The 24,393-nt window shown below is 70.6% G+C and carries 18 protein-coding genes and 2 pseudogenes; 15 read left to right on the top strand and 5 right to left on the bottom strand.

Annotated elements, in window-relative coordinates; translation table 11 throughout:
• Window positions 1-110: 110 nt before the first annotated feature.
• The 4 genes and pseudogenes from ACZ43N_RS03970 to ACZ43N_RS03985 all read left to right on the top strand — a co-directional run bounded on the left by ACZ43N_RS03970 (window position 111) and on the right by ACZ43N_RS03985 (window position 2,968).
• Window positions 111-1,355, top strand: a complete 1,245-nt coding sequence (locus ACZ43N_RS03970; protein WP_468094771.1) for an RNase A-like domain-containing protein — start codon at window positions 111-113, stop codon at window positions 1,353-1,355.
• Window positions 1,356-1,381: 26 nt separating this feature from the next.
• Complete coding sequence (locus tag ACZ43N_RS03975) at window positions 1,382-1,954, top strand: hypothetical protein (RefSeq protein ID WP_468094772.1); 573 nt, start codon at window positions 1,382-1,384, stop codon at window positions 1,952-1,954.
• Window positions 1,955-2,158: 204 nt separating this feature from the next.
• A complete protein-coding gene (locus ACZ43N_RS03980; protein ID WP_468094773.1) occupies window positions 2,159-2,299 on the top strand; it encodes a hypothetical protein in 141 nt (46 codons plus the stop codon).
• A gap of 13 nt (window positions 2,300-2,312) precedes the next feature.
• A pseudogene (locus ACZ43N_RS03985) lies at window positions 2,313-2,968 on the top strand (contact-dependent growth inhibition system immunity protein).
• Window positions 2,969-3,165: 197 nt separating this feature from the next.
• Here ACZ43N_RS03985 and ACZ43N_RS03990 read toward each other — a convergent pair.
• Complete coding sequence (locus ACZ43N_RS03990; RefSeq protein WP_468094774.1) at window positions 3,166-4,302, bottom strand: hypothetical protein; 1,137 nt, start codon at window positions 4,300-4,302, stop codon at window positions 3,166-3,168.
• Between the two features lie 281 nt (window positions 4,303-4,583).
• Here ACZ43N_RS03990 and ACZ43N_RS03995 point away from each other — a divergent pair, with 281 nt between their 5' ends.
• Both ACZ43N_RS03995 and ACZ43N_RS04000 read left to right on the top strand, forming a co-directional pair.
• Window positions 4,584-4,778, top strand: coding sequence for a hypothetical protein (locus tag ACZ43N_RS03995; RefSeq protein WP_468094775.1), 195 nt, complete (start codon window positions 4,584-4,586; stop codon window positions 4,776-4,778).
• An 18-nt stretch (window positions 4,779-4,796) separates the two neighbouring features.
• Window positions 4,797-5,000, top strand: coding sequence for a DUF397 domain-containing protein (locus ACZ43N_RS04000; protein WP_468094776.1), 204 nt, complete (start codon window positions 4,797-4,799; stop codon window positions 4,998-5,000).
• A 219-nt stretch (window positions 5,001-5,219) separates the two neighbouring features.
• On the opposite strand, the pseudogene ACZ43N_RS04005 reads toward ACZ43N_RS04000, so the two are convergent.
• Window positions 5,220-5,507: pseudogene (locus ACZ43N_RS04005) on the bottom strand (restriction endonuclease subunit S domain-containing protein); the annotation flags it as partial.
• 256 nt (window positions 5,508-5,763) lie between these two features.
• On the opposite strand from ACZ43N_RS04005, the gene ACZ43N_RS04010 reads away from it, so the two are divergent.
• Both ACZ43N_RS04010 and fusA read left to right on the top strand, forming a co-directional pair.
• A complete protein-coding gene (locus ACZ43N_RS04010; protein WP_468094777.1) occupies window positions 5,764-7,785 on the top strand; it encodes a glycosyl hydrolase in 2,022 nt (673 codons plus the stop codon).
• Window positions 7,786-8,130: 345 nt separating this feature from the next.
• Window positions 8,131-10,212: an elongation factor G gene (fusA, locus tag ACZ43N_RS04015; RefSeq protein ID WP_468094778.1), complete on the top strand. Its 2,082-nt coding sequence runs from the start codon at window positions 8,131-8,133 to the stop codon at window positions 10,210-10,212.
• A 139-nt stretch (window positions 10,213-10,351) separates the two neighbouring features.
• Here fusA and ACZ43N_RS04020 read toward each other — a convergent pair whose 3' ends face one another.
• Window positions 10,352-11,710 (bottom strand): glycoside hydrolase family 43 protein, encoded by a 1,359-nt coding sequence (locus ACZ43N_RS04020; protein WP_468094779.1) that lies wholly within the window; start codon window positions 11,708-11,710, stop codon window positions 10,352-10,354.
• 377 nt (window positions 11,711-12,087) lie between these two features.
• Between ACZ43N_RS04020 and ACZ43N_RS04025 the strand changes: the two genes are divergently transcribed.
• The 6 genes from ACZ43N_RS04025 to ACZ43N_RS04050 all read left to right on the top strand — a co-directional run bounded on the left by ACZ43N_RS04025 (window position 12,088) and on the right by ACZ43N_RS04050 (window position 21,107).
• Window positions 12,088-13,011: a hypothetical protein gene (locus ACZ43N_RS04025; RefSeq protein ID WP_468094780.1), complete on the top strand. Its 924-nt coding sequence runs from the start codon at window positions 12,088-12,090 to the stop codon at window positions 13,009-13,011.
• A 71-nt stretch (window positions 13,012-13,082) separates the two neighbouring features.
• Complete coding sequence (locus ACZ43N_RS04030; protein WP_468094781.1) at window positions 13,083-13,535, top strand: peptidase inhibitor family I36 protein; 453 nt, start codon at window positions 13,083-13,085, stop codon at window positions 13,533-13,535.
• A gap of 98 nt (window positions 13,536-13,633) precedes the next feature.
• Window positions 13,634-14,077, top strand: coding sequence for a hypothetical protein (locus ACZ43N_RS04035; protein ID WP_468094782.1), 444 nt, complete (start codon window positions 13,634-13,636; stop codon window positions 14,075-14,077).
• A 159-nt stretch (window positions 14,078-14,236) separates the two neighbouring features.
• Window positions 14,237-18,133 carry an nSTAND1 domain-containing NTPase gene (locus ACZ43N_RS04040; RefSeq protein ID WP_468094783.1) on the top strand — a complete coding sequence of 1,299 codons (3,897 nt, stop codon included), beginning with the start codon at window positions 14,237-14,239 and terminating at the stop codon, window positions 18,131-18,133.
• Window positions 18,134-18,328: 195 nt separating this feature from the next.
• On the top strand, window positions 18,329-19,219 hold the full coding sequence (locus ACZ43N_RS04045; protein ID WP_468094784.1) for an NlpC/P60 family protein: 891 nt from the start codon (window positions 18,329-18,331) through the stop codon (window positions 19,217-19,219).
• Between the two features lie 295 nt (window positions 19,220-19,514).
• Complete coding sequence (locus ACZ43N_RS04050; protein WP_468094785.1) at window positions 19,515-21,107, top strand: alpha/beta hydrolase; 1,593 nt, start codon at window positions 19,515-19,517, stop codon at window positions 21,105-21,107.
• Window positions 21,108-21,314: 207 nt separating this feature from the next.
• Here ACZ43N_RS04050 and ACZ43N_RS04055 read toward each other — a convergent pair whose 3' ends face one another.
• Window positions 21,315-21,923: a hypothetical protein gene (locus ACZ43N_RS04055; protein ID WP_468094786.1), complete on the bottom strand. Its 609-nt coding sequence runs from the start codon at window positions 21,921-21,923 to the stop codon at window positions 21,315-21,317.
• A gap of 148 nt (window positions 21,924-22,071) precedes the next feature.
• The gene (locus tag ACZ43N_RS04060; protein WP_468094787.1) at window positions 22,072-23,037 is read right to left on the bottom strand and encodes a glycoside hydrolase family 6 protein; all 966 of its coding nucleotides are present in this window, start codon (window positions 23,035-23,037) and stop codon (window positions 22,072-22,074) included.
• A 294-nt stretch (window positions 23,038-23,331) separates the two neighbouring features.
• Between ACZ43N_RS04060 and ACZ43N_RS04065 the strand changes: the two genes are divergently transcribed.
• Entirely contained in the window at window positions 23,332-24,345 is a 1,014-nt protein-coding gene (locus tag ACZ43N_RS04065) for a LacI family DNA-binding transcriptional regulator (protein ID WP_468094788.1), read from the top strand.
• The last annotated feature ends 48 nt before the right edge of the window (window positions 24,346-24,393 follow it).

Raw genomic sequence — 24,393 nt, forward strand, 5'->3', positions numbered from 1 at the left:
TAGCGGGGGCCAGCGGATCCTGAAGTGGGGTGACGACGACGGCGGCGACGACTTCGTCCGCAGGATCCTCGAATGGGTGCCCCGAGCCGGTCCGGGACGTGCTGAGGCCGGTGGTGAAGCACGCCTTCCGGATGGGCAAGGTCGCCGAGGTCTATCCGTTTCCCCAGCAGCACTACCTGAACTCGCTGTCCAAGGCGTGGATGGCGACGACCACCTCGCTCTCCATGGCGGAGAGCGCGCTGACCGGGAACGTCAGCAGCATCACGCAACAGACCAACAGCGAGTGGCACGACGCGATGCGCCAGTTCTGCAGCTCGCTGTGGGGCACGACGTCGTGGGGCGGGAGCCGCGAGACCTACGAGTGGAAACACGACAGTTCCTCCTCGCAGACCGCCACCCACCCCGTGATGAGCGTGCAGTTCGACACGGCCCGGAAAGTCAGCGACCTCCTCTACGAATTCGCCGAGGCGGCCGTCTACCTCAACCGCGAGGTGTGGGACGTCTACATCGAGGCCGTACGCGACGCCATTCCCAAGGTCGAGGTCAACCTCAAGGACGGCGTGGGCATGGACGACGTCAAGGGGCTGGTCAAGGGTGTGGCCAAGGGCGCGAGCCAGCTGGGCCAGGGCATCGTCCTGAACATGGACACCGCCAAGCTGAACGCGATCGTCACCGAGTACAACCGACGGGTCGACGCGCTCGTACCGCAACTCGACGCGCTCATGGGTCCTTTGGACGAGGCGCACCGGAGGGCCCCGAAGTTCGAGGCTCAGGAGGCGCGGGCACAGGGCTTCGGCATGCGGGCCCTGGAGGAATTCAAGGACTCGCAGGTATGGCTGAAGATCGACTCGGCGGGCAAGTACGACCTCGACCTCGCTGCCAACGAGTACCTGGAGCACGGTCACACCCTGGACAGGCACGTCGGCAAGACGGACGAGCAGCTCGCTCAGCGTCTGCGGGACCAGCAGTCGAATCCGACACCGACCCAGACCTGGCCGTACGGCAAGCCGTATCCCAAGGCTGCCTCGGCCTTCCCGGACTACCGGCGGGCGGAGGAGCTGACCGAGTACAACCTCAACCACAACAAGGCTGCCATCGAGGCGTGGATCAAGGGCCCGCCGCCGCCGGGAGAGGGAACGGTCGAGGACTTCCACTCGACCGCGCCGAACGGCGAGACCAGCGGCCGCAGCGTGTTCAAGCAGCCGGTGGACCCGAACGACCCGCTGTCCGGGTACAAACAGGGCGGCATGAACGCCAAGGCGTACGACGTGTACGGCATCGACACGCGGATCCGCTACGACAGCAGCCGCACCCCGCCGTTCACCGTCATGACGTCGATGCCCTCCAAGGTCTGACGCCCCGCACAGAAAGGTCAGCCCACATGTCCGTCGACCGGATCGCCTGGGAAGCCGCAGTACGCCACCTCTTCGAGGACGCGTTCCCGTACGACGCCACGGGTCCGCGACGCCACGAGGACTGGATCCTCGACGTTCTCGCGCTGATGGCCCGGGCCGTACCGGATCCCCGGGGCTGGACCGGTCTCGACGACACGGCGCAGGCCCCGGAGCGCGAGACGTACCCCACGTATCCGTTCGCCGTCCACCCTCCGGAGTACATCGCGTCGCGTCTCCATGAGATCGACCGGGCCAGCGCCGAGAACCTGCTGCTGGCCCTCACGGACGACTGCTGCACCCTGTCCAACCTGAAGCGCTTCACGGAGAGCGAGGAGGAACTGCGGGCGATGGCACGCACGATCCTCGCCCGGTACGGAGACGAGGCCACCTATCACACCAACGTCAGTAGGCCCGGCCATGTCCGTGGCACGCTCGACTTCACGTCGTCGAGTTGGGCTTACAGCCCGCTGGCGCTCACCGACGACTACTCGGAGGACTGCGGCCTGATCGTCGTCTCCGACACCGAGGTGGGCATGTTCTGGAACTTCTCCGACTACTGATCCGTACCAGCGCAGCTCCTGGCCAGATGCTTTGAGAGGATGCCTCCGTGCTGACCCGTTCCGCCTCCTACCCGACCGGGAGACCGCCCAATGGGCCACCCAGCAGGTGGTGACCGTCAACGAGCAGGTCATCCACCGCGGCTCGCCCGGAGCCCCCGGGCCCGCCTCACCATCGAGGCCGCCTGGCCCTCCCGGGAGGAGCCCGTGGGCCGGGTCCAGCTGGAGGGCGACCTGCTGGCCGGACGGGGGCCCGTCGACGTCCGCGCGGCGCGCGTGGTGCTGCGCCGCGAGCCGTCGAGTCGGCACGGCTTCGTGGTCCGCACGACCGTCCCGTTCTACCTGTAGGGGCCGCACGCACATGTCCATGAAGCCCCTCGAGCACGACCGTCGGTACGGCGAGCTGGACCAGGTGATGCGCGCTTACCTGGGGCAGCCGGCCGACGACACCCCGGAGCGGCGCAGCCGCGCGCTGGACGCCTACCTCCGTCACACCTGGCACACCCGCCCCTGGGCCGTCGCGGAGGCGGAGCGCCAGCTACGCGAGTACAGCCGCAACCCGCCGGGTCGCCTCCGGACAGGCTGGGAGAGTTCTACGCGATGCCGGACACCGGGACGGCAGAGTCCGAGATCGGTGAATGGTTGGTGGTGCTGGCCGATCACCTGAGGAAGAGCGTCGAGGAAGGCGACGTCCCGGAACCTTCGACCCCGCAGACGCACTGGGAGTGGCACGCGCGCTTCCCGGAAACCGCACAATTCCTCGGGGGCTGGTTCTCGCAGGACATCGTCGACGAGTTCCCCGACCACGACGAGGCCGTCGCCGACTACGCCGCCACCACCGACCCCCACCTGGTAGCACGCCTCGTGGGCGAACTCCACGAACTGCTCGCCCTCCCCCTGGACGAAGGGGACTACGCCCTGGCCGCCGCCGAACTGGGCATGGAGGTCGGCCCACCCGAACCCTTCTCCTACGGCGCCTGGTTCCAGGCGGTGGCGGTGACACTGTCCGGCGGCTGATCCGGGAGCACCGTGCACGGGAGATGGTGACAGGCGGTCAGGTCCAGTCCGTGAGGTCCCCGACGAAGTCCGCGTACGAGCGGTTGCCGCCGCGCGGGGTGGGGATCAGCCGGTGTTCCAGCGCCTTGCGGGCGACCGCGGGGCCGTCGCTCTCCCGGAAGACCGGCAGACCGAGCCCCCGCTTGAGCTCAGCGGGATCAGCCCCGGCGGCACCGCTCCCGAAGCTCCGCGAGGATCGCCTTCTCGCGGGAGTCGACGTCACCGTCCACGGTGGCCACGCGCTCCGCCGCGTCGAGGACGTCGCCGAGATCCCCCGGTTCGGCCTCCACGCGCTTCCACACCTCGGCGGGGTCGATGTCGACGACGTTCGCGAGCCTCTCGTCGACCACCTCGTGCCGCTCCCGGACCAGCCTCACCAGGTGCCGCATCAGCAGTGCCTCGTCATCGGCGATCTTGGTCTTCGCGTTCGCCCTGAGGACCAGCCAGGCGACCCACAGCATCAACTGCGGGTGCCGGCTGCGCTCGCTGATTCCCTCGGCGAGTTCGATCACCCGCGCCTCGTTCCGGAACACGGTCCGCGCGTGCCGACCGGCGACGAGCGTGGTGTAGCGGTTCAGCAGGACGGCGAGGGGGACGCCGACCAGGGGGATGCCGATCTTGATGACGTTGCGCTGGAGGAGGTGCTTCCCGACGACGGGGAGTGCCTTCCCGGCGGCGAGCACCGACTTCGAGTAGAAGCGTTTGACCAGCGGTCGCACCATGACCGGGATCGCTTTGGTCACGGTCTTGTTGGCCGCTTCCCCGCTCTTGATGGTGAAGGCCACGCGGATGAGCTTCCACAGGTCCTCGGGGTCGTGCACGTCGATCGGTACCCGGTAGAGGACGGAGATGTCGTAGGCCAGGCGGAGCTGGAGCTGGGAGATGAACGCGACGTCGACCATCATGGTCGCCACGGCTGCCGGGACGGTCGCCGGCGAGGCACCCCCGAGACTTCCGATGGTGGCGGCGACGGTCGCCGTGTACGCCCCGGCGGAGAGCCCGCCTTCGAGTGCGGCGTACCGGGCCGCCATCTTGATCCGCTGATCCACGATGACGTCCGCGGGCACACCCGCGTACCGGTCCTGGAAGTACTGCCAGTCGACCTTCTCCGTGTACGCGTTCATGGCGTGAGCGGCGAGCTTGGTGAACCAGTTGCCCGACTTGATGTCGTCCGCGCTCAGGCCCTTGACGAAGTCCTTGATCTCGGACTGCTCCTGCTCGACGACCTTCCGGTCGGCGGCGTCGTCGGCTCCGTCCGTGTCGGTGTCGGCAGCGTGCGTGGGCGCTTCTGTCACGGCGCGTTCCCCCAACTCTTCCGCGGTCGGCCGAGCCGCGGGCGCGGGCCCCGGCTGCCGTCTCCGCGCGTTGCTTCGTCGAGCGGTACCTCGGCCACTCGACGTCCTCCCCAAGAGGCGCAACCTTAGCGCCTCGTCACGCGATTCGCGCCGGTTTGGGGGCACGGGGACGCGGGTGTACAGGCGAGGGCTGTACGCGCGTGGGGCGGGCGCGTGTGCGCGGTAGGGGCGAACCGCACGAGGCAGCATCACGGCAACGCTGCGTGTCTTCAGAGTGAGCTGTGAGTGACGATCAGGTGTGGTGCCTGCGGCGGGGCGAGGTGCGGGCGGGCGCCTCCGTGCGGGTGAGTGAGGTGAGGTCACCGGTGACGGCTCAGGGCAGTGAGGGCGAGGCGGGCATCCTGCGGTGTGAGGAGCAGTGCGGCATCCTGCGTGCCCAGGCCCTGACCCCACGCGAGTCTCTGGGGCTCCCTTGAAAAGATGCTGGGAGAGCCATGAACGCGGAAGACGCGACGTACGGTCAGACCAACTTGCTCTGGCGCACGAGCAGTTACAGCATCGGGTCGGGCGGGGAGTGCGTTGAGGCGGCCCTGGCGGCCGACGGAGTACGAGTGCGCGACACGAAGCAGGTCGCGCAGGCTGGGCCAGTGCTCAAGGTGGGCTCGGCGGCGTGGGCAGCGTTGCTTCAGACGGTCTGAGCTGAACCGTTCGGCTGGTCGGTACTCCCTGTAGGCGGGGAGTGCCGACCAGCGCTATGGGGAAAGCTCCTCAGCTCTTGGACGGGGTCCAACGCCCGGCAGCGATCTCCTTATCCGAGCGAGCTTGGAAACAGGCGTGCGCGGCGCGCATCTCGGCCTAGTGATCCGCCTTGTAGAAGGAGCCTTGTGACCGGCCGGGGGTGGGGTGGTCTCCGGGTCTCAAGATGGGCCATGAGGTCGATGTAATCCTGTTTGTAGCCGTGCCGTCTCCTCCGCCAGACACGTCGCCCGCTGCGCCTCCGTCCGAAGCGCGTGCACGTGCCGGAATGCCTCCCCGTACCGCCGCTGCTCCTCCAGTGGCTGCAGGAGCAGGACCAGCCGGCCCGGGCTGACCGCCAGCGCCGCACTGCCAGTCGACGCGCCCGCGATGTTCTCCTCCGCACCCAGGAATCCGGCGAGGAACCAGGCGTCCAGGCCTGCCGGGTCCGGCCGGAAGAGGTGGACCTGTGCGGTGATACGCACGCAAGGGTCTCGACCGGACGGTGGATTCAAGGGGGGCCGTTCTCGCGTTGCGGAACGCGTCCGCGGCGGAGGGTGTTCTCGCCGGGCGGAGCGGCTGCCCTGATCCCCCGGACGGAGCCGGGCTCTTTCTTTTCTCTTCAACTTCTAGTCCAATAGCGCCACTTGGATCACACCCGTGTCATGCGTTGCGGATGTCCCCGACCAGGACGCCCCCTGTCCGCAGCCGACCGAGGAGACATACATGCCCAGTTCCCCCCTGAGTCGTCGCACGTTCGTGCTGCTCGGTGCCGCGGTCGCCGCGGCTGCCGGGGCCCGGACCTCGGTGGCCGTCGCCGCTCCCGCCCGTACGCCGACGCCCTTGCGGATCGTCGACGACAGGGCGACACCCGCCACCCGCGCGCTGTACGCCTATCTGAAGCGGCAGCAGGGCAAGGGCATCCTCTTCGGGCACCAGCACGACCTCACCTACGGCTTCACCTTCGCCACCCCCGACGGCAAGGCGTCCGACACCAGGGCGGCGGTCGGCGACTACCCCGCGGTCTTCGGCTGGGACACCCTCATCCTCGACGGCGACGAACGCCCCGGCATCGAGGGGGCACCCCACGCCGAGAACATCGCCGCGCTCAGCCGGTGCATCCGGCAGGGGGACGCACGCGGCGGGATCAACACCCTCAGCGCCCACCTGCCGAACTTCGTCACCGGCGGGGACTTCTACGACACCACGGGCCGCGTGGTCCGGCAGATCCTGCCCGGCGGCGCGAAGCACGCGGCGTTCAACGCCTTCCTCGACCGCGTCGCGAAGGCGGTCAAGGGCGCGCGCCGGCCCGACGGGACCGCGATCCCGGTGATCTTCCGCCCCTTCCACGAGAACAACGGCAGCTGGTTCTGGTGGGGCGCCGGCCACACCACCTCGGGTGAGTTCATCGAGCTGTTCCGCTACACCGTCGAGTACCTGCGCGACACCAGGGGCGTGCACAACCTGCTCTACGCCTACTCGCCCAACGCGAGCCTCGGCGGCGACCCGGCCGGCTACCTGAAGACGTATCCGGGCGACCGCTTCGTCGACATCCTCGGCTACGACTCCTACGACGAAGCCGCCGGACCGACCCCCTGGCTGGACGGCCTGGTGAGGGACCTGGCGATGGTGGTCCGGCTCGCCACCGAGCGCGACAAGGTGCCGGCCTTCACCGAGTTCGGGGAGAGCGGCACCGAGGTCCGCGACCCGCAGTGGTTCACCCACCTGTTGCAGGCCCTCAAGGCCGACCCGCTGGCCCGCCAGGTGACGTACATGGCCACCTGGGCCAACTTCGGCGGCACCAGGCGCGCCTACGTGCCGTACCCGGGCCACGCCCTGCTGCCGGACTTCGCCGCGTTCCACCGGGACTCCCACACTCTGTTCGCCGCCGACCTCCGAGGCGTGTTCTCGGCGCGCACCACCGCCGTCCGGAACGGCCCGGTCATGCATCTGGTGACCCCCACGGACCGACAGCGCCTGACGGCCTCCAGGACCACCGTCCGCGTGCGGGTCACGCCCGCGCGGGCGAGCCGGGTCACCTACTCCGTGAACGGCGGACGCGCCAGAGCGCTGCGTCTCGACGCCGACGGCTTCTACTCGGGCGACTGGTCGATCGGCCCGGCCCTGCGGAAGAACGGCTCGGCGACCCTCACCGTGCGCGCGCGGGTGGACGGCGAGACGCTCACCGACTCGGCCGTGGTCCTCCTCGGCGAGGCCGCACCGCTGCCCGCCGGCTGGATCGACGACTTCGAGGGGTACGCCGGTGACGACATCGCCCTGAGCGAGGCGTACACCCACCTCAACTCCCACAGCCTCGCCCTGTCGCCGGACCACAAGTCCTCGGGCTCCTACGGACTGGCCTTCGCGTACGACTTCTCCGGCGCCGAGTTCACCGGCATCGGCAGGTCGGTCGTCGCGGACTGGTCCGCGTTCACGTCCCTGGCGATGTGGCTGCGCGGCGACGGTTCGGAGAACGCCGGAGCGCTGGAGATCGTCGCCGACGGCATCCCGTTCCAGTACCGGTTCCCGCTCGCCGACACCGGCGGGCAGGAGATCACGGTGCCGTTCGGCGAGTTCCAGCCCGCGCCCTGGGACACCGCACACCCCGGAGCCGTGCTCGACGCGGCCCGCCTGGCCAAGGTCACGGCGTTCACCCTGTACCTCGGCCGGGGCAGCGGCACGGTGACCAAGGGCGTCGTGTACGTGGACAACATCAGGGCCGTCACGGAGCCGCGGAAAATACGGTGACCGGTCGCCTTCGCCGTCCCTACACTCGGCACACACCACGCGCCGCACCAGATCGCGGCGCGTGCTCCATGTGACGTGTGACGAGAGAGGGGAGACCGGCCGTGTGTGACCGCACCGCTGTCGTCGTCCCCTCTTCCCTGTACGAGGTGATCCTCGTGTCCTCGTCCGTCCGGTGCCCGCTGCGCGGCCGGTACCGGATGCCCGTGACGCGGGCCTGACGACGAATCCACGCGTCGAGGCGGAGGACAGCCCTGTCCTCGCCCCGTCCTCGGCATGCCCCGTCCTCCCCAGCCCCGCACGGGAATCGCGCTGCCCTGATACAGCTCAGCTGAAAGGCCACGGGCCATGCGCACCATCGACACCACCACTCTGACCGCCGTCCGCAATTTGGGCATCCTCGCCCACGTCGACGCCGGGAAGACCACCGTCACCGAGCGGATCCTCTATGCCACCGGGACCACGCACAAGCGGGGCGAGGTCCACGACGGGACCACCGTCACCGACTTCGACCCGCAGGAACGCGACCGGGGCATCACGATCTTCTCGGCGGCCGTGAGCTGCGTTTGGGACGGCCACCGGATCAACCTCATCGACACGCCGGGCCACGTCGACTTCGCCGACGAGGTGGAGCGCTCGCTGCGGGTGCTCGACGGCGCGATCGCCGTGTTCGACGCGGTCGCGGGCGTCGAGCCGCAGAGCGAATCGGTGTGGCGGCAGGCCGACCGGCACGGCGTCCCGAGGATCGCCTTCGTCAACAAGCTCGACCGTGCCGGAGCCGACCTCGACACCGCGGTCGACTCCATCCGGCGGCGGCTGCACCCCGCGCCGCTGGTCCTGCAGTTGCCCATCGGGACGGAGGACGGTTTCACCGGCGTGGTGGATCTGATCCGGATGCGGGCACTGACCTGGATCGACGGCAGCGACGTCGTCCACGAAGGACCCGTACCCGACGCTCTGCGCGACGAGGCGGAGCGCCGACGACGGCGGCTGGAGGAAGCCGTGGCGGAACTGCACCCCGTCGCCCTCGACGAGTTCTGCGCGCGGTCCACCCTCTCCGCGCAGACGCTCACCTCGGCACTGCGTGACCTGACCCGAACCGGCGAGGGCGTCGTCGTCCTGTGCGGCTCCGCCTACCGCAACCGCGGCATCGAACCACTGCTCGACGCGGCCGTGGCGTATCTGCCCTCACCGCTGGACGTGCCGCCCGTACGCGGCACGCACGACGGTACGGAGCAGGCACGGGCAGCCGACCCGGAGGCACCCCTCGCCGCGCTGGCGTTCAAGGTCAGCGCGACGGCCACCGGGCGGCTGACCTACCTGCGGCTGTACTCGGGGACGATCCGGAAGGGAGACACCGTGCTCGACGCGGGCACCCGGCGCACCGAGCGGATCGGCCGGATCCTGCGGGTGCAGGCCGACCGGCACGCCGAGCTGGACCGGGCGTCGGCCGGCGACATCGTCGCCGTGATCGGCCTCAAGGCGGCGCGACCGGGGACCACCCTGTGCACACCGGCGGCTCCGCTGCTCCTCGAACCGCCGTCCGTCGCCGATCCCGTGGTGTCGGTGGCCGTCGAGGCCCGCCGGAGCACGGACACCGACCGGCTGGCGTCGGCGCTGGCACGGCTGGCGGAGGAGGATCCCTCGCTGGTGGTGCGGACCGACCCCGAGACCGGGCAGACCGTGCTGTCCGGGATGGGGGAACTGCATCTGGAGGTGGCGGTGGAGAAGATCCGCCAGACGTCCGGCGTGGAGGTGACCGTCGGCCGGCCACGGGTCGCCTATCGCGAGACGGTCGTCCGGGGTGTGTCCGGCCTGGTCTTCCGGCACGTCAAACAGGACGGCGGCGCCGGGCAGTTCGCTCATGTCGTCCTCGACGTCGCCCCCCTGGAGGCGGCGGAGGAGGACACGGCGGGCGGTGCGACCGGCTTCGTCTTCCGTTCGACCGTCGTCGGCGGACGGGTGCCGCAGGAGTTCGTGCGCGCGGTCGAGGCCGGATGCCGTGACGCCCTCACCGAAGGGCCGCTCGCCGGTCACCCGGTGACCGGGCTGAGCGTCACCCTGACCGACGGGGCGACCCACTCCAAGGACTCCTCGGAGATGGCGTTCCGCACGGCCGGGCGGCTGGCGCTGCGCGAGGCGATGCGGGGCAGTGTGATGGCCCTGCTGGAACCGGTCGCCGAGGTCACCGTGACCGTGCCCGCGGAGGCGGTGGGCGGGGTGCTCGGGGATCTCGCGGCGCGGCGCGGGCGGGTGTCGGACTCGGTGGCCCGGGCGGGGTCGGTGGTGGTCACTGCGACCGTGCCGCTGGCCGAGCTGTTCGGGTACGCGACGCGGCTGCGCAGTCGTACGCAGGGGAGGGGGACGTTCACGGCTCGCCCCGCGGGATACGCGGTGGCCCCTGCCGCCGTGGGGGTGAGTGAGCGTTAGGGCCGCCCCCGCCCGCCGCTGCCGCCGTCTTCGCCCTTCAGGTCGGGGCCGGTTGCTCGACGGCGAGTGCGGGAGCGTGGTGCCAGGTCGCGCAGTTCCCCGCGCCCCTTTTCGGGGGGCGCGGGGAACTCTCTCCGCGTCAGGCCCAGGGGGTCGCCGCCGTGAAGGAGCTGTCGGCTCGGAAGGTGTCCGTGGCCTGGTAGGTGTCCACACGCAGCTCGTAGTTGTAGTGGCGCAGGTAGCGGCCCGGGTAGTTGTACGACTCCAGACTGACGGAGCCGGATGTGCTGCCCGGTCGGGCGCAGTACGTGGCGTCCTTGTCGAAGACGGCCGTGCCGTTGCTCGTGTCGAAGCGGACCCGGAAGTCCCAGTGGCGCAGATAGCGGCCGGAGGAGTCGCGGAAGGAGTAGCAGTTGGGATCGGCGAGGCCGGGCACGATCGTGAAGGTCGCGCTCTGCTTGACGGCGGTGGTGCTGGAGGAGGTCACCGGGTCGATGTAGCCGAGGCTGTCGGAGCGGACCACGGCATAGCGGCCGGGGAAGTTGACCGACTGCAACGACCGGGTGGTGTTGGTCGGCAGGGTCGCGCCGCCGGACACCGTCTCCTTCAGGACGGTCAGATGGCGGACGAAGCCGGTGAGGCCCGGCAGTTCGGTCGGGGTCGACCAGGTGGCGAAGTTGTCGTAGCTGTCGCTGTACCAGTACTTACCGGCGCTGTAGCCGTCGTAGTAGATGCGCCAGCCGCCGTTGTCGAGCGGGACCAGGGCCGGGCCCTCGACCCAGTCACCGAAGCCCGCCCAGTTGCCGGTCTTCCGGAAGGTGTAGGGGCCGGTGAGGCTGGAGGCGGTGGCGTACTCGATGTACTTCGTCGTCTCGTTCTTGGTGAACGCGTGGTACGTGGAGCCGACCTTGACGATGAAGGTGTCGATGTAGTTCGGGCCGATGCCGGACAGCTGGGTGGGCGTCGACCAGGTGGTCAGCGCGGAGTTGGTCGCCGTGATCTTGTAGGCGGTGAAGTGGGTGGCGGTGCTCGCCGACGTCAGGGACACGATGACGTTGACGCTGCCGTCGGTGTCGATGAACCACTCGGGCGCCCAGGTGCGGGTCAGGCCGCTGATCGGGATCGTGTAGTTGTACAGGAAAGTCCAGTTCACCCGGTCGGTGCTCCGGGCGAAACCGATCGTGTTCCCGGTCCAGTTGGTGGTGTAGGTGAGGTAGTAGAAGCCGTCGGTGTGCTTGAAGACGCTGGGGTCGCGGATCAGCCCGGAGGGTGGGGTGTACGCCGGGCCCTTGCGGAGGGTGAAGCCGGTCGCGTCCGGTGAGTCGTACACGTACATGTTCGACTCGCTGGAGTTGGTGAACGCGGTCATCGTGTACCGCGTCGCCTGCCCCGCCGGCGGATGGGCGGCTCCGGCCGGTCCGGCGAAGGCGGTGGTGAGGCCCAGCAGGGCGGCCACCGAGGTCAGCAGGGCGAGGACCGCCCTGAGGGTTCTGTTCAACGCTCGTCCCATTTCTGCGTGAACTGCCCTGAGGCGTGGGGATGTTGTTCGAAATGTCGCACATCGTGCGGAACTTCGGTCAGAAGATAAGAGTGAGGTATGTGCACGTCAATGGCTTGCGCAGGGGTTTCTGCGAAGCGTGATTCCGCTTTGCGCCCGCGGTGACTCCGCGGTGCCTCCCGCTCACCCCCGCGGGGGACCCCGGCGTTGCCTCCGGCCCCGCGTTTCCCCAGCTCACCCCGTGTTTCCCGACCACCTTCCCGGCGGGCAACAGGAAACCCGTCGACCGCCTGTGGGCAAGGGGGCAAGTCTGGATCCGTCAGCACGCAGCGAGACGGACCAGCGAGGCCGAGGGGGACCCGATGAGACGCACGCTCATGTCTCTGTGGGCAGTCGTGACGGTCGTGGCGACCGCCGCGACCGGATGCACCGGGGACGCCGAGGCGGACAGGCCCGGCTCGGCCACCACGGCCGCCCGCCAGGCCCGGCCCCAGCCGCTGACCTGGCGGCAGGAGCTGCGCGTCAGCGACGCCCAGCAGCGCCTGATGAAGCAGTGCATGAACCGCAAGGGCTTCGACTACTGGGAGGACCGCACCCTGACCCTGAGCGAGAGCCGCCCGGTGCGCTTCGTCCAGGACGACGTGGAGTGGGCCCGAGTACACGGGTACGGAGGCCGGATCGACGCGAAGAGCCGGCGTGTTCACGAGCGCAACCCCATCGGCACCTACCGCGAGGGCCTCTCCGCGTCCCGGCGTGCCGCCTTCGACACCGCGCTCGACGGGGGCGACGACGCACGCATCCTCACCGCACCAGTGCCGGGGCTCAAGGGCGAGATCCGCAAGAGGATCGGCGGCTGCACGGAGGAGGCCGAACGCAAGCTCTTCGGCGATCCGGCCGAGTGGTTCCGCACCGGCAAGGTCGCGACGGGTCTCAGTGGTGTCTACGGCGAGGACCTGATGAAGGACCGCCGGCTCACCGCGGCGATCGCGGCCTGGTCACGGTGCATGAAGAAGGCCGGGCAACCCTACAAGGACTCCCAGGCGGCCCGCGAAGCCGTCCGGGTCAACACCGTCCGACTGGGCGAGGCCCGCGCCGACGAGGCGTTCGCCGCCGAGCGGAGGACCGCCGTCGCGGACGCGACCTGCGCCCGCGAGACGTCCCTGCGGTCCGTGGCCCGGGCCCGGGAGACGTACTACGAAAACCGCCTGCGCGACCGGTACGGCAAGGACGTCGACACCTACCGACGTCTCGGTCAGCAGGCCCACGACCGGGCGGTGCGCATCGTCCCGGAGCGGGACTGACCATCTCGGCTCCGGACACGGGCACCGCTCTGCACCACCCACGCACACCAAGTGAAACGAGGGGAAACACCATGCGCAAGTTCACCGTCGCGGCAGCGCTCGTCGGACTCACAGCCCTGGGCGTCGTCGTACCCGCCGCTGCCTCGCAGGCGGCCGACAGCGCCGTCGCCGGCCCCGGCTGCAACGGGCAGTGGGGCCCGCGCAACGGCAACATGTACGCCTGGCAGGACCTGGACTGCTCGGGTCCCCTGCTGATCACCGCCGCCGGAGACAGCTCCAACTGGGGCAATGCCGCCAACGACAAGGCCACCTCCGTCATGAACCGCGGCTTCGTCGGCAGCCTCGACCACGTCGCGTTCTACGAGCACGACCAGTTCCGCGGCGGCCACGCCTGCCTGGCGCCGGGCGAGCTCTACGCCGACAACCTGACCGACGACCGGTTCACCAACGGCGTCATCGTGAACGACCAGATCACCTCGCACCGCTGGGTCAACCGGAGCGCCTGCGGCGCCTTCGTGCAGTAGTCCTCCCGATCGGCGGGTGCGGCCCGGGACCGACCGACCCGGGCCGCACCCGCCGCCTTCGGAGGGCACAGCACTCATCGACACAGGGAGGGAACGGCATGATGCGCAAGCTCACTGTCACAGCGGCGGTCCTCGGGCTCGCCGCACTCGGGCTCGCCGGGCCCACCACGGCCGCGCAGGCGGCAGTGGGCGCCGTCTCGAACTGCGAAGACAAATGGCCTCCGTCCGGCACGGCCGTCGCGGCCTGGGACGGCCCGAACTGCACCGGAGAACCTCTGGCCATCCCCCCGGCGGGCGACTGGGGCGCCGCCAGTGACAGGGCCTCTTCCGTGATGTACCGCAGCCCCTTCGTCGGCGGCCTCGACCACGTCGCCTTCTACGAGAACGCGAACTTCTCCGGCGGACACGTCTGTCTCGCGCCGGGCGAACTGTACGCCGCAGACCTGACCCACCACCGCTTCAGCAGCGGTGTCGTCGTCGACAACGACATCAGTGCGCACCGGTGGGTGAACAGGAGCGCGTGCGCGGCCTTCCTCAGCTGATGTCGCAGGTCTGAGGGAGAATTACATCCGGAACCGTCTGCCCGCGGTTCCGGATGTTCGTGTTTTCGCCACTCCGAGTGAAAGACTTGGCCGCCCCCCTGGACCCGGCAGTAACCTGGGCACCCGCCGTCTCACGGCCGCACTGCCTTGGGGGACACCTTGGGGGACCCGCAGCACGGACAGCAAGCAGACCCTCATCACGCACGGGACCGGGACGCGCTGACCACGCTGTCCTTCCCGGCACAACTGAGACGGCTGAGACAGGAACGCGGACTGTCGCTCACCGACCTGGCCCGGCAGATCCACTACAGCAAGGGCTACCTCAGCAAGATCGAGACCGGGACCAAGCGCGCGACCGTCGACGTGGCCCGGCTGTGCGACCAGGTGCTCGGCGCCGGCGGGGAGCTGCTGCGGCTGGTGCAGCAGGCACCGCCCCGTGACGGCGAACCCCGGACCGGCACAGACGCCGGGGAGCGGCAGTCCGACGAGAACTGCCCCTACCGCGGACTGGCGGCGTTCACCCCCCGGGACGCCGGCATGTTCTTCGGCCGGGACCGCGCGACGGCCGCGCTGGTGGAGCGGATCTTCGACCGGATCGGCAGCGGGCCGCTGATGCTCGTCGCACCGTCAGGCGCGGGCAAGTCGTCCCTGCTCAACGCCGGTCTCGTACCGGCGCTTCGACGCGGCGACCTCCCCATGCCGGGCGCCGACCGCTGGCCGGTGGTGCTGCTCACCCCCACCTCGCGCCCCCTGGACGAACTGCTGGAACGCATCGCGAAGGCGCTGGGCAGCGACCTCGGCATCACCGTCGACGAGGTGCGGGACAACCCGGGAGCCCTGCTCGGCGCCGTACGGGCCCGGTCCGACGACCCGCCGCGGGCCGAGGGGGTGCGGCGGCCCCCGCCGCCCCGACCGGTGCTGATCGTCGACCAGTTCGAGGAACTCTTCACTCTCTGCCCGGACGAGGAAGAACGCCGCTCCTACGTCCGGGTGCTCAGCGCCCTCGCGACCTCCCGGCCCGCGGAGCACCTGCACCCGGCGGCCGTCGTGGTGCTCGGCGTGCGCGCCGACTTCACCGGACGCTGCCTGGAACTCCCCGAACTGGCCCGGACCTTCACCGACGGGCTGTTCGTCCTGTCCCCGATGACCGTCGCGGAACTGCGGCAGTCCATCACACGCCCCGCCGAACTCGTCGGCATCGCCCTCGAACCCGGCCTGGTCCCCCTGCTGTTGAGGGACGCGGGACTCCGCGACGACCCGGACACCGGACCACGGTCCCTGACGATCGGCTCCGACGAGACACCTTCCGGCGCGCTCCCCCTCGTCTCCCACGCCCTCCTCGCCACCTGGCAGCGGCGCCGCGACTCCGCGCTGACCGTCGACGGGTACGAACGGGCCGGCGGCATCCAGGGGGCGGTCGCCCGCACCGCCGAGACCGTGTTCGCCCGGCTGTATCCCGCCGAACAGCAGACGATCCGCCGCATCCTGTCCCGGCTGGTCCTCGTCATGGACGGAGCCGGGGCGACCCGCCGCCGCATGAGCCGGGACGCCCTGATGGCGCAGCTCGGCGACGCGGACGGGGCCGCCGCCGCGCTCGACGCCTTCGTCCGCGCCCGGCTCATCACGATGGACAGCGACACCGTCGAGATCACCCACGAGGCCCTCCTGCACGCCTGGCCCCGGCTCCGCGACTGGATCCACGCCGACCGGGCCGGCCTGCTCCTCCACCAGCAACTCGCCCACGCCGCCGCCGAATGGGAGCGGGAGAACCGCGACCCCTCCGCCCTCTACCGGGGCGCCCGCCTCGACACCGTACGGACCTGGGCCGACGAGTCGGACGGCTGGAGCAGGCTCGCGCCCGACGAGGAGGCGTTCCTGAGGGCCAGTCAGGCCGAGGAGGACGGCCGCCGCAAACAGGCCCGACGGCAGGTACGGCTGCGGCAGTCCATGCTCGCCACGCTCGCCGTGCTGCTGGGTCTCGCCGTCACCGCTGGCGCACTCGCCTACCAGCAGCGCGAGGGCGCCCTCGACCAGGAGCGCGTCGCCCGCTCCCAGGCCCTCGCCGCGCGGTCCGCGTCCCTCGCCGGGGGCCGGCCGGAGGCGTCGATGCTGCTCGCGGAGGAGGCCTACCGGACCGCGACCACGGCCGAGGCCCGCGGCGCCCTGCTCAGCACCCAGTCGCAGCCCTTCTCCGCCCGGCTCGACGGCCACCGCGGACCGGTGAACGCGGTGGCCTTCGCCCCCGACGACCGCACCCTCGCCACGGCCAGCTCCGACGGCACGGTGACCCTGCGCAGCACGGCCGACGGCCGCCGTACCCTCGCCCGGTTCACCGTGCCCGGACGGGCGCGATCGGTCGCCTTCAGCCCCGACGGCCGTACGGTCGCGGTGACGTCGACCGACGGACCGGTGACCCTGTGGAGCACCACCGGTCACCGCAGGACGGGTGTGCTCCCCGACGCCACGAAGGGCGCGCGGGCGGTCGCCTTCGACCCGCGCGGGGGCAGACTCGCCGTCGCGGCCCCCGACGGCACCGTCCGGGTGTGGGACACCGGGCCCCGGCACCGGTCGGTCGCCACCCTCCGCGGACACGAGGGCACCGTCAACGCGCTGGCCTACGCTCCCGACGGGCGGACGCTCGTCTCCGCCGGCGCCGACCGCGCCGTACGGATCTGGGACACCCGACGGAACGAGTCCGTCGACGACCTCAAGGGCCACACCGACGAGGTGCTGGGTGTCGCCTTCTCCCCGGACGGCACCACGGTGGCCTCCGCCGGCGTCGACCGGACGGTACGCCTGTGGGACGTGCGCGACCGACGGCTGACCGCCACCTTCACCGGCAGCAGCGACGACATCAACGCCGTCGTCTTCACCCCGGACGGAACGACGGTCGTCGGCGCGGTCGGCGACGGGACGACACGGCTGTGGGACGTGCGCAGCGGCCGGCAGACATCGGTGCTCGCCGGGCACACCGACTACGTCCTCGGGGTGGCCGTGACCTCCGACGGCGCCCTGCTGGCCACGGCCGGCTTCGACCAGTCCGTCGTCCTGTGGGACCTGGCCGGGCCGGTCCTGACGTCCCGTCCGTTCACCGAGGTCTGGCAGACCGCGTACAGCCCCGACGGGAAACTGCTGGCCACCGCCGACGCCGACCGCACCGTACGGCTGTGGGACGCGCGGACGCACACGCTCGTGGCAGCGCTGGAGGGGCACACGGAGACCGTGTTCTCGGTGGCCTTCTCGCCCGACGGGCGGACTCTCGCGTCGGCGGGCTCCGACGGCACGGTCCGGCTGTGGGACGTCGCGGAGCGCGCGCCGCTGAAGAAGCTGACCGGGCACAGCGGGCAGGTCTTCGCCGTCGCCTTCGCCCCCGACGGACGGACCCTCGCCTCGGCGGGCGCCGACCACACGGTGCGCCTGTGGGACGTGCCGAAGCGCCGACAGCTCACCGTGCTCGGCGGCCACAAGGACTTCGTCAACGATGTCGCCTTCAGCCCCGACGGGCGTACCCTCGCCGGCGCCGGCGACGACCTGACGGTACGGCTGTGGGACGTCGCCTCCCACCGTGACCTGGGCGCGCTCAGGGGGCATTCGGGCGCCGTGCGGGGTGTGGCCTTCAGCCCGGACGGCCGTACCCTCGCCAGCAGCGGCAACGACGGCACCGTACGCCTGTGGGACGTCCGGCAGCGCCGCTTCAAGAACGCGCTCACCGGCCACTCGGGCGCGGTCCGCGGTGTGGCCTTCAGCCCGGACGGCCGCACCCTCGCCAGCAGCGGCAACGACCGCACGGTACGCCTGTGGGACGTCACCCGACGACAGCCGTGGGCGACGCTCACCGGCCACACGAACGCGGTGTGGGGCGTCGATTTCGCCCCCGACGGGCGGACCGTGGCCAGCAGCAGCACCGACGGCACCGTACGGCTGTGGGACCTCGACCCGGGCGCACGGCTGGCGGACATCTGCCGGCTGCGCGCGGAGATCGGCCCCGAGGAGCGCGCCACACTGCTGCCCGGGGTGCCCGACTCGGCGGACTCGGGGAACTGCGCGAACCGCTGAGAGACACGCCGGGGCGCTCCGCCGCCGCGCGGCAGCCCTCGGAAAACGCCCTGCTCACAGGGGGTTTCCCAGGTGTTTCCCGTTGCCCGGTGGGATGGGGCGACACCTGGATCTCGACGAGCGGGGTGGTGGTCGAGCAGGCTGCTGCCCGACCACCACCAGTTCATCGGACCAACAGGAAACGGGGGTTCCGGCATGGTGAGCCGGACCAGTCTCATCCGCACACTGATCGCACTCATGGCCCTGCTGATCTGGGCGCCGGTGTCCACGGCCGCCGCCGCCCCGACGGCCCCGGCCGCTCCCGCCGCCGGCTGCGGCGTCCTCGCGCCGGGCGCCTCGGCCGCCGCCGAGCGGGCGATCGCCGCGGCCTGCGCCGAGGTCGCCGCCGGCACCTGGTACACGTGGGGCGGCGGCCACGGCGCCCAGCCCGGAGCCACCTACGGGCAGGTGGACCCCACCGACCCGGCCAGTGAACACGACCCCGAGCGCCGCGGCTTCGACTGCTCCGGCCTCGTCCGGTACGCCTACGCCCGGGCCACCGGCTCCGACATCCTCAACGGCGTCGCCAGCCAGCAGTACTACACGCACCGCGCCGCCCAGCGCTTCACCGCCGCCCAGGGGCTCGCGCCGCTGCTGCCGGGCGACCTGCTGTCCTACGGCAACAAGAAGAACCTGCACCACATCGCCATCTACCTCGGCGCGGGCAAGATGGTCGAGGCCAAGCAATCCGGCACCAAGCTGATGGTCAGTGACGTCCGCCTCGGCGGCGACTACTACGGCGCCGTCCGCGTCAACACAGGCCAGGTCACCGGCCATATCCACCAGACGTGGGGCACCGACGTGTGGACCAAGGCCGAGCCCAGCATCGGGGCCGAGCGCGTCTACGCCTTCCCGTACTCGACCACCATCCGCGTGTACTGCCAGAAGCACGCGGAGAAGGTCAACGCGGAGGGCTACGAGAACGACGCCTGGTCCTACCTGCCGGACTACAAGGCATGGGTCACCAACATCTACATCAAGGGCCCGGCGTGGCTCTCGGGTGTACCCAACTGCGACGACGTGTCCTTCCCACCCCCCGGCCAGTGACACACCGCGCCGGTGACCGTCGGGGGGCGGCCACCGGCGCGAGCCGTGCCCGGACGACGTACCGCAGGGCACCCCGGCGCTGTGTGGGGACCTGGAAGAGATCAACTTCATTTCAGCGCGCCATGGGGGAGAGGGCGAAGTGCCCGCCGCGGTTGTCCGACTCCAGCACGATCCGCTCCAACTCCCCGTCCGTCTGAGGTGGGAGAAAAACTGCCCTGCAGAGGGATCAATCCGCGTTCCACGCGCGGCAGGGTGGGTGCGTCCCCGTACGCATCTACCCAAGGACCCAACCCACTTGCGCAACAGTCGAACAGCCTTCCTCCTGGCGGTCAGCGCCGTCACCACGCTGGTCCCCGCGCTGGCCCCCGCCACGGCATCCGCCGCGCCGTCCGCCGCGGAGAACCCTCTCCGCCCCTACCTCCAGCAGAAACCGGCCTGGCACCGCTGCGACAAGGCGCTGCCCGCCTCCCTTCAGTGCGCCACGATCAAGGTGCCGCTCGACTACGGCAGACCGGGAGCCAAGAAGCTCGACCTCGCGATATCCCGAATGAAGACGAGCACCAAGAAGGAACGCCGCGGTGTGCTCCTGCTCAACCCGGGTGGCCCGGGCGGGACGGGCGTCGACCTGCCGTACTTCTTGGCCGGCGAGCTGCCGAAGGCCGTGAAGAACAAGTACGACCTCGTCGGCTTCGACCCGCGTGGCATCGGCCGGAGCTCCCCCGTCAGCTGCGGCCTGAGGCCGAGCGAGCGGAACTGGGAACGGCCGTACAAGGCCGAGACGTTCGACAAGGACGTGAAGTGGGCCCGGACCGTCGCTGAGAAATGCGACAAGAAGCAGGGCGACAGACTGCGCCACATCACCACCCGCAACACCGCCCGGGACATGGACGTCATCCGCGCCGTGCTCGGCGAGAAGAAGATCTCCTACCTCGGATACTCCTACGGCACCTACCTCGGCGCCGTCTACACGCAGATGTTCCCCAAGCGCTCCGACCGCTTCGTGCTGGACAGCGCCGTCGACCCGGCCCGGATCTGGCGCGGGATGATCCAGGTCTGGGCGGAGGGCGCCGAGCCCGCCTTCACCCGATGGACCGAGTGGACCGCCGCACGGCATGCCACCTACCAGCTGGGCGCGACTCCCGAGGCGGTCCGCAAGACCTTCTACGACCTGGTCGCCCAGGCCGACCGCAAGCCGATCGACCTCAACGGCACGCTGCTGACCGGCGACGACATCCGCTCCGGCCTTCGGGGCACGTTCTTCGGCACGCGCGACGCCGCCGAAGCGGTCGTCCAGCTCAAGAAGGCCGCCGCCGGGGCTCGCCCGTCCGCCGACCGGGAGGTCAGGACGCCCGAGCCGCTTCCGCCGTCCTTCGGCCGGGCCGTGCCCGACGACAACGGCGACGCCGGCTTCTGGGCCGTCGTCTGCGCCGACACCCGTGCCTGGCCGCGTGATCCCGAGCAGTACCGCAAGGACGCGATCCAGGACAAGGCCAGGTATCCGCTGTACGGCGACTTCGCCTCCCACATCAAGCCGTGCGCCTTCTGGAAGAAGAACGGCAGCGAGCCCGCCACCAGGATCGGCAACAAGGTGCGTGCGCTGATCCTCCAGAACGAGTGGGATTCCCAGACGCCGCTGACCAGCGGCCAGGGGCTGCGCCGCGTCATGAAGGGTTCCCGGATGGTCACGGTCGCCGGAGGGGTCGGGCACGGCATCTACGGCACCAAGTCGTGCGCCGACAAGACGGCCACCACCTACCTGACCACCGGCAAGCTCCCCGCGAAGGACATGACCTGCAAGGCCCGTCCGGCCGCGGACGGGCGCACCGCCCCCAACCCGCTGCCGCTCCCGACACCCCCGGGCATCCCGGGGATGGTCAGCCGCTTCTGATCGTCAGGAGTCCCGGTGGGGCGGAGGGCTACGAGAACACGACCGCGGTACGTGGAAAGTCCCGGACAGACCCGCCTCACCTCACCACCGCGGCGGTGGGTGCCTCCCGTGCGGGGGCGCCCACCGCCCCGTCGTGTGCCTCCCGTGCGGGGGCGCCCACCGCCCCGTCGTGTGCCATCGCCGGGAGGCGCCGCCGTACCGGGCCGGTCAGTTGGCCAGCGGCAGCCGTTCGACGTGGGCGACCCGGATGGAGTCGATGTCGGCCAGCGTGTGGTCGTCCTCCAGCTCCACGTACTCGTCGAAGTCGCCCTTGTCGGAGTCCGTCTCGCCCGGTTCGAGGTGGGTGGCGCTGACGTACGCCTGGCCCACGAAGTCGCCGTCGTCGTCGAAACCGTTGACGAGCACCGTGTAGTTGGCGGGTTCGGCGCCCTTGTTGGTGATCTTGTAGTCGAACCGGTACGCCGTGCCCGCGTCGCAGTCGTTGTAGTCGAACTCGTCGCTGTCGTCGCACTGCTCGCCCTCGTCGAGCAGGTCGTTGTCCTCCTCCGTGAGCTTCCCGCCCGAGACCTCGACATGGCTCAGGGCGTCGTCGCCGTCGCCCACCGCCCACCAGGTGACGCCCGCGCCGACAAGCAGGGCCCCGACGACACCGACGGCGACCAGGACGCCCCGCTTGCCGGGCCGGGGTTGCGGGCCGGTCGCCGGATGCCCGTAGGGCGGTGGTGCGGCGTGGTACGGGGGCTGGGCCGGCGCGTACGCGGGGGCCGGGGTGGGCGCGGGTGCGGTCTGCGGTGACTGCGGTGATTCGTCGGTCATGGCGCGGCTCCTCGTCGGGATGGATGACTGTTCACCGTCATCCACACCGTCGGCGACGAAAAGGTTGCGCCGTTCGCCGATCACGGAAATGACCACCGCCCCGTGGCCCGGCCGTGGGGCGGACGGACCGGGCCACGGGAGTCCCGGATCAGTAGCCGTAGATCATCTTGTAGGCGACCTCGGGGAGGAACTGTCCGGCCGAGGAGCCGGAGCCGACGCCGCAGTTGCCGTCGGACTCCCCCGGGACCTTGATCCACAACAGCATCTCGGCGCCTCCGCCCATCTGGGTGGTGGGGCCGATACGGCGGCCCGAGGGGTTGCACCACTGGCCGTTGGAGCCGTTGCCGTTGCGGCTGGTGTCCACGACGAACGGCTTGGTGTAGCCGTAGCGCGCGCTGAGCTGGCTGTTCACGGCGTTGCCGTAGGCGGTGTTCTCGGCGGTGGTGAGGTAGTTGGAGATATTGAGCGAGAAGCCGTGGGCCTGGCGGAGGCCGGCTTCGTGCAGGCGCCGGGCCATGGTCGCCGCGTCCGTCCAGGCGGGGTTGCCGGCGTCCATGTACACCCAGGTGTTGGGGGCCTGGCGGCTGAACTGCGTGAGGGCACCGCTGAGCATGCCCTGGCGTTCGGCGATCTGCGCCTGGTTCATGCAGCCGTAGTCCCCGAGGGAGTCCGGCTCCAGGATCACCAGGGCGGGGCGGTTGCCGATCCCGCCGGCGAACTGGGAGATCCAGTTCGCGTAGGCGGACGGGGAGGCGGCCCCGCCCGCGGAGTGCCCGCCGCAGTAGTCGCGGTTGTAGATGTTGTACGCGACGAGGATGGGCAGCTTGTCCCGGCTGTCCGCGGCGCCCGTGAACTGGCCCGTGGCGGAGCCGATCGAACCGCTCCACGAGCCGAACCAGCGGGCCATCGGGGTGTTGGCGATGGAGGCGTTGATCGCGGACGCCCGGCCGTCGCCGGGGTTGGCTGCGACCCACCGCTTCGCGCTGGAGTCGGGGTCCACATAGAACCCGCTGGTCATGCTGGTCGGGTCGGCGGCATGGGCGGACGGAGCGGCGGTGAGGGCGAGCGGCAGAGCACAGAGCGCTGCCATCAGGACGCGGAGCCTGCGGCGCATGACATCACCTCGGTTTCCTGGCAAGGATGCGTCGCGCTTTCGTCCCGAGCGCGCGACGCGCGGAGGAAGTGCGTGGAGCGGCGTGCCCCAGATGAGGTGGGAGCGCTCCCATTGGAAGCGCTTCCAGTGGTGCTGAGAACCTTCGGGGTATGGTCGGTATCGTGTGGCTGGCTGGTAGAACTGTCAAGAGTCGAGGTGTGAAACTCCCTCTGTGCAGGGCGAGTTCCTGGCTCTATGGTCACCTGTGACCGGAAGCGCTCCCAGTTTCCGGCCAGGGGGAGGGGTGTGGGGGTCATGGCAGAGGATCCGTCGCGTCGCCAGCCCACGCTCGACGCCGTGGCCGAGCTCGCGGGCGTCTCCCGCTCCGTGGCCTCCCGCGTCCTCAACAACGCGCCGCACGTCAGCCGGGAGAAACGCGAGGCGGTCGAACGGGCCGTCCGGCGGCTCGGCTACGTGCCCAACCCGACCGCCCGCGCGCTGGCCACCCGTCAGACGGGGGCGGCTGCCCTGGTCGTTTCGGGTGAGGACCCGTCGATCTTCGCGGATCCGTTCTTCGCCCAGGTGATTGTGGGGGCGTCGGCCGCTCTGGAGGAGGCCGACCTGCATCTGATGCTGTGTCTGGCCGCGACCGACCGGGGCCGCAAGCGGGTGGAGGAACTGCTGCGCGGCAAGGGCGCCGACGGCGTCATGCTGATGGCCCTGCGGGAGAACGATCCGCTGGTCCGGACGGCCGAGGAGGCGGAGATGCCCGTCGTGTTCGGCGGACGCCCCGTCGGGACGGCTCCCCGCTGGTACGTGGACGTCGACAACACCGGCGGAGCGCGCGAGGCGACCGAGTACCTGCTCTCCTCCGGCAGGACCAGGGTGGCCGCGATCTGCGGGCGGCTGGACACCGAGGTGGGCCGCGCCCGGTACCGCGGCTACCGGGACGCCATGCTGGCCGCCGGTCTTTCTCCGTTCCCGCCGAACGAGGGGGACTTCACCGAGCCCAGCGGAGCCGCGGTCATGGCTGCCCTGCTGGCGGAACACCCCGATCTGGACGGGGTGTTCGCCGCCAACGACAACATGGGGGCGGGTGCACTGCGCACTCTGCGGGAGGCCGGGCGTCTGGTTCCCGCCGACGTCGCCGTGGTCGGGTTCGACGACCTGGCCGTGGCCCACATCTCCGATCCACCGCTCACCACCGTCCACCAGCCGATAACGGCCCTCGGACGGGAGACGGCGCGCATGCTCGTCGCGCTCGTCAACGGGCAGGACCCCACTCCGCTGATCCTGCCCACCCGCCTCGTCATCCGCTCCAGCGCCTGACACCGCGGTGCCCGGCCGGCAACCGGTCGGGCTCGTGCTCATCGCGGC

This window comes from Streptomyces sp. NPDC030814 (assembly GCF_055572155.1).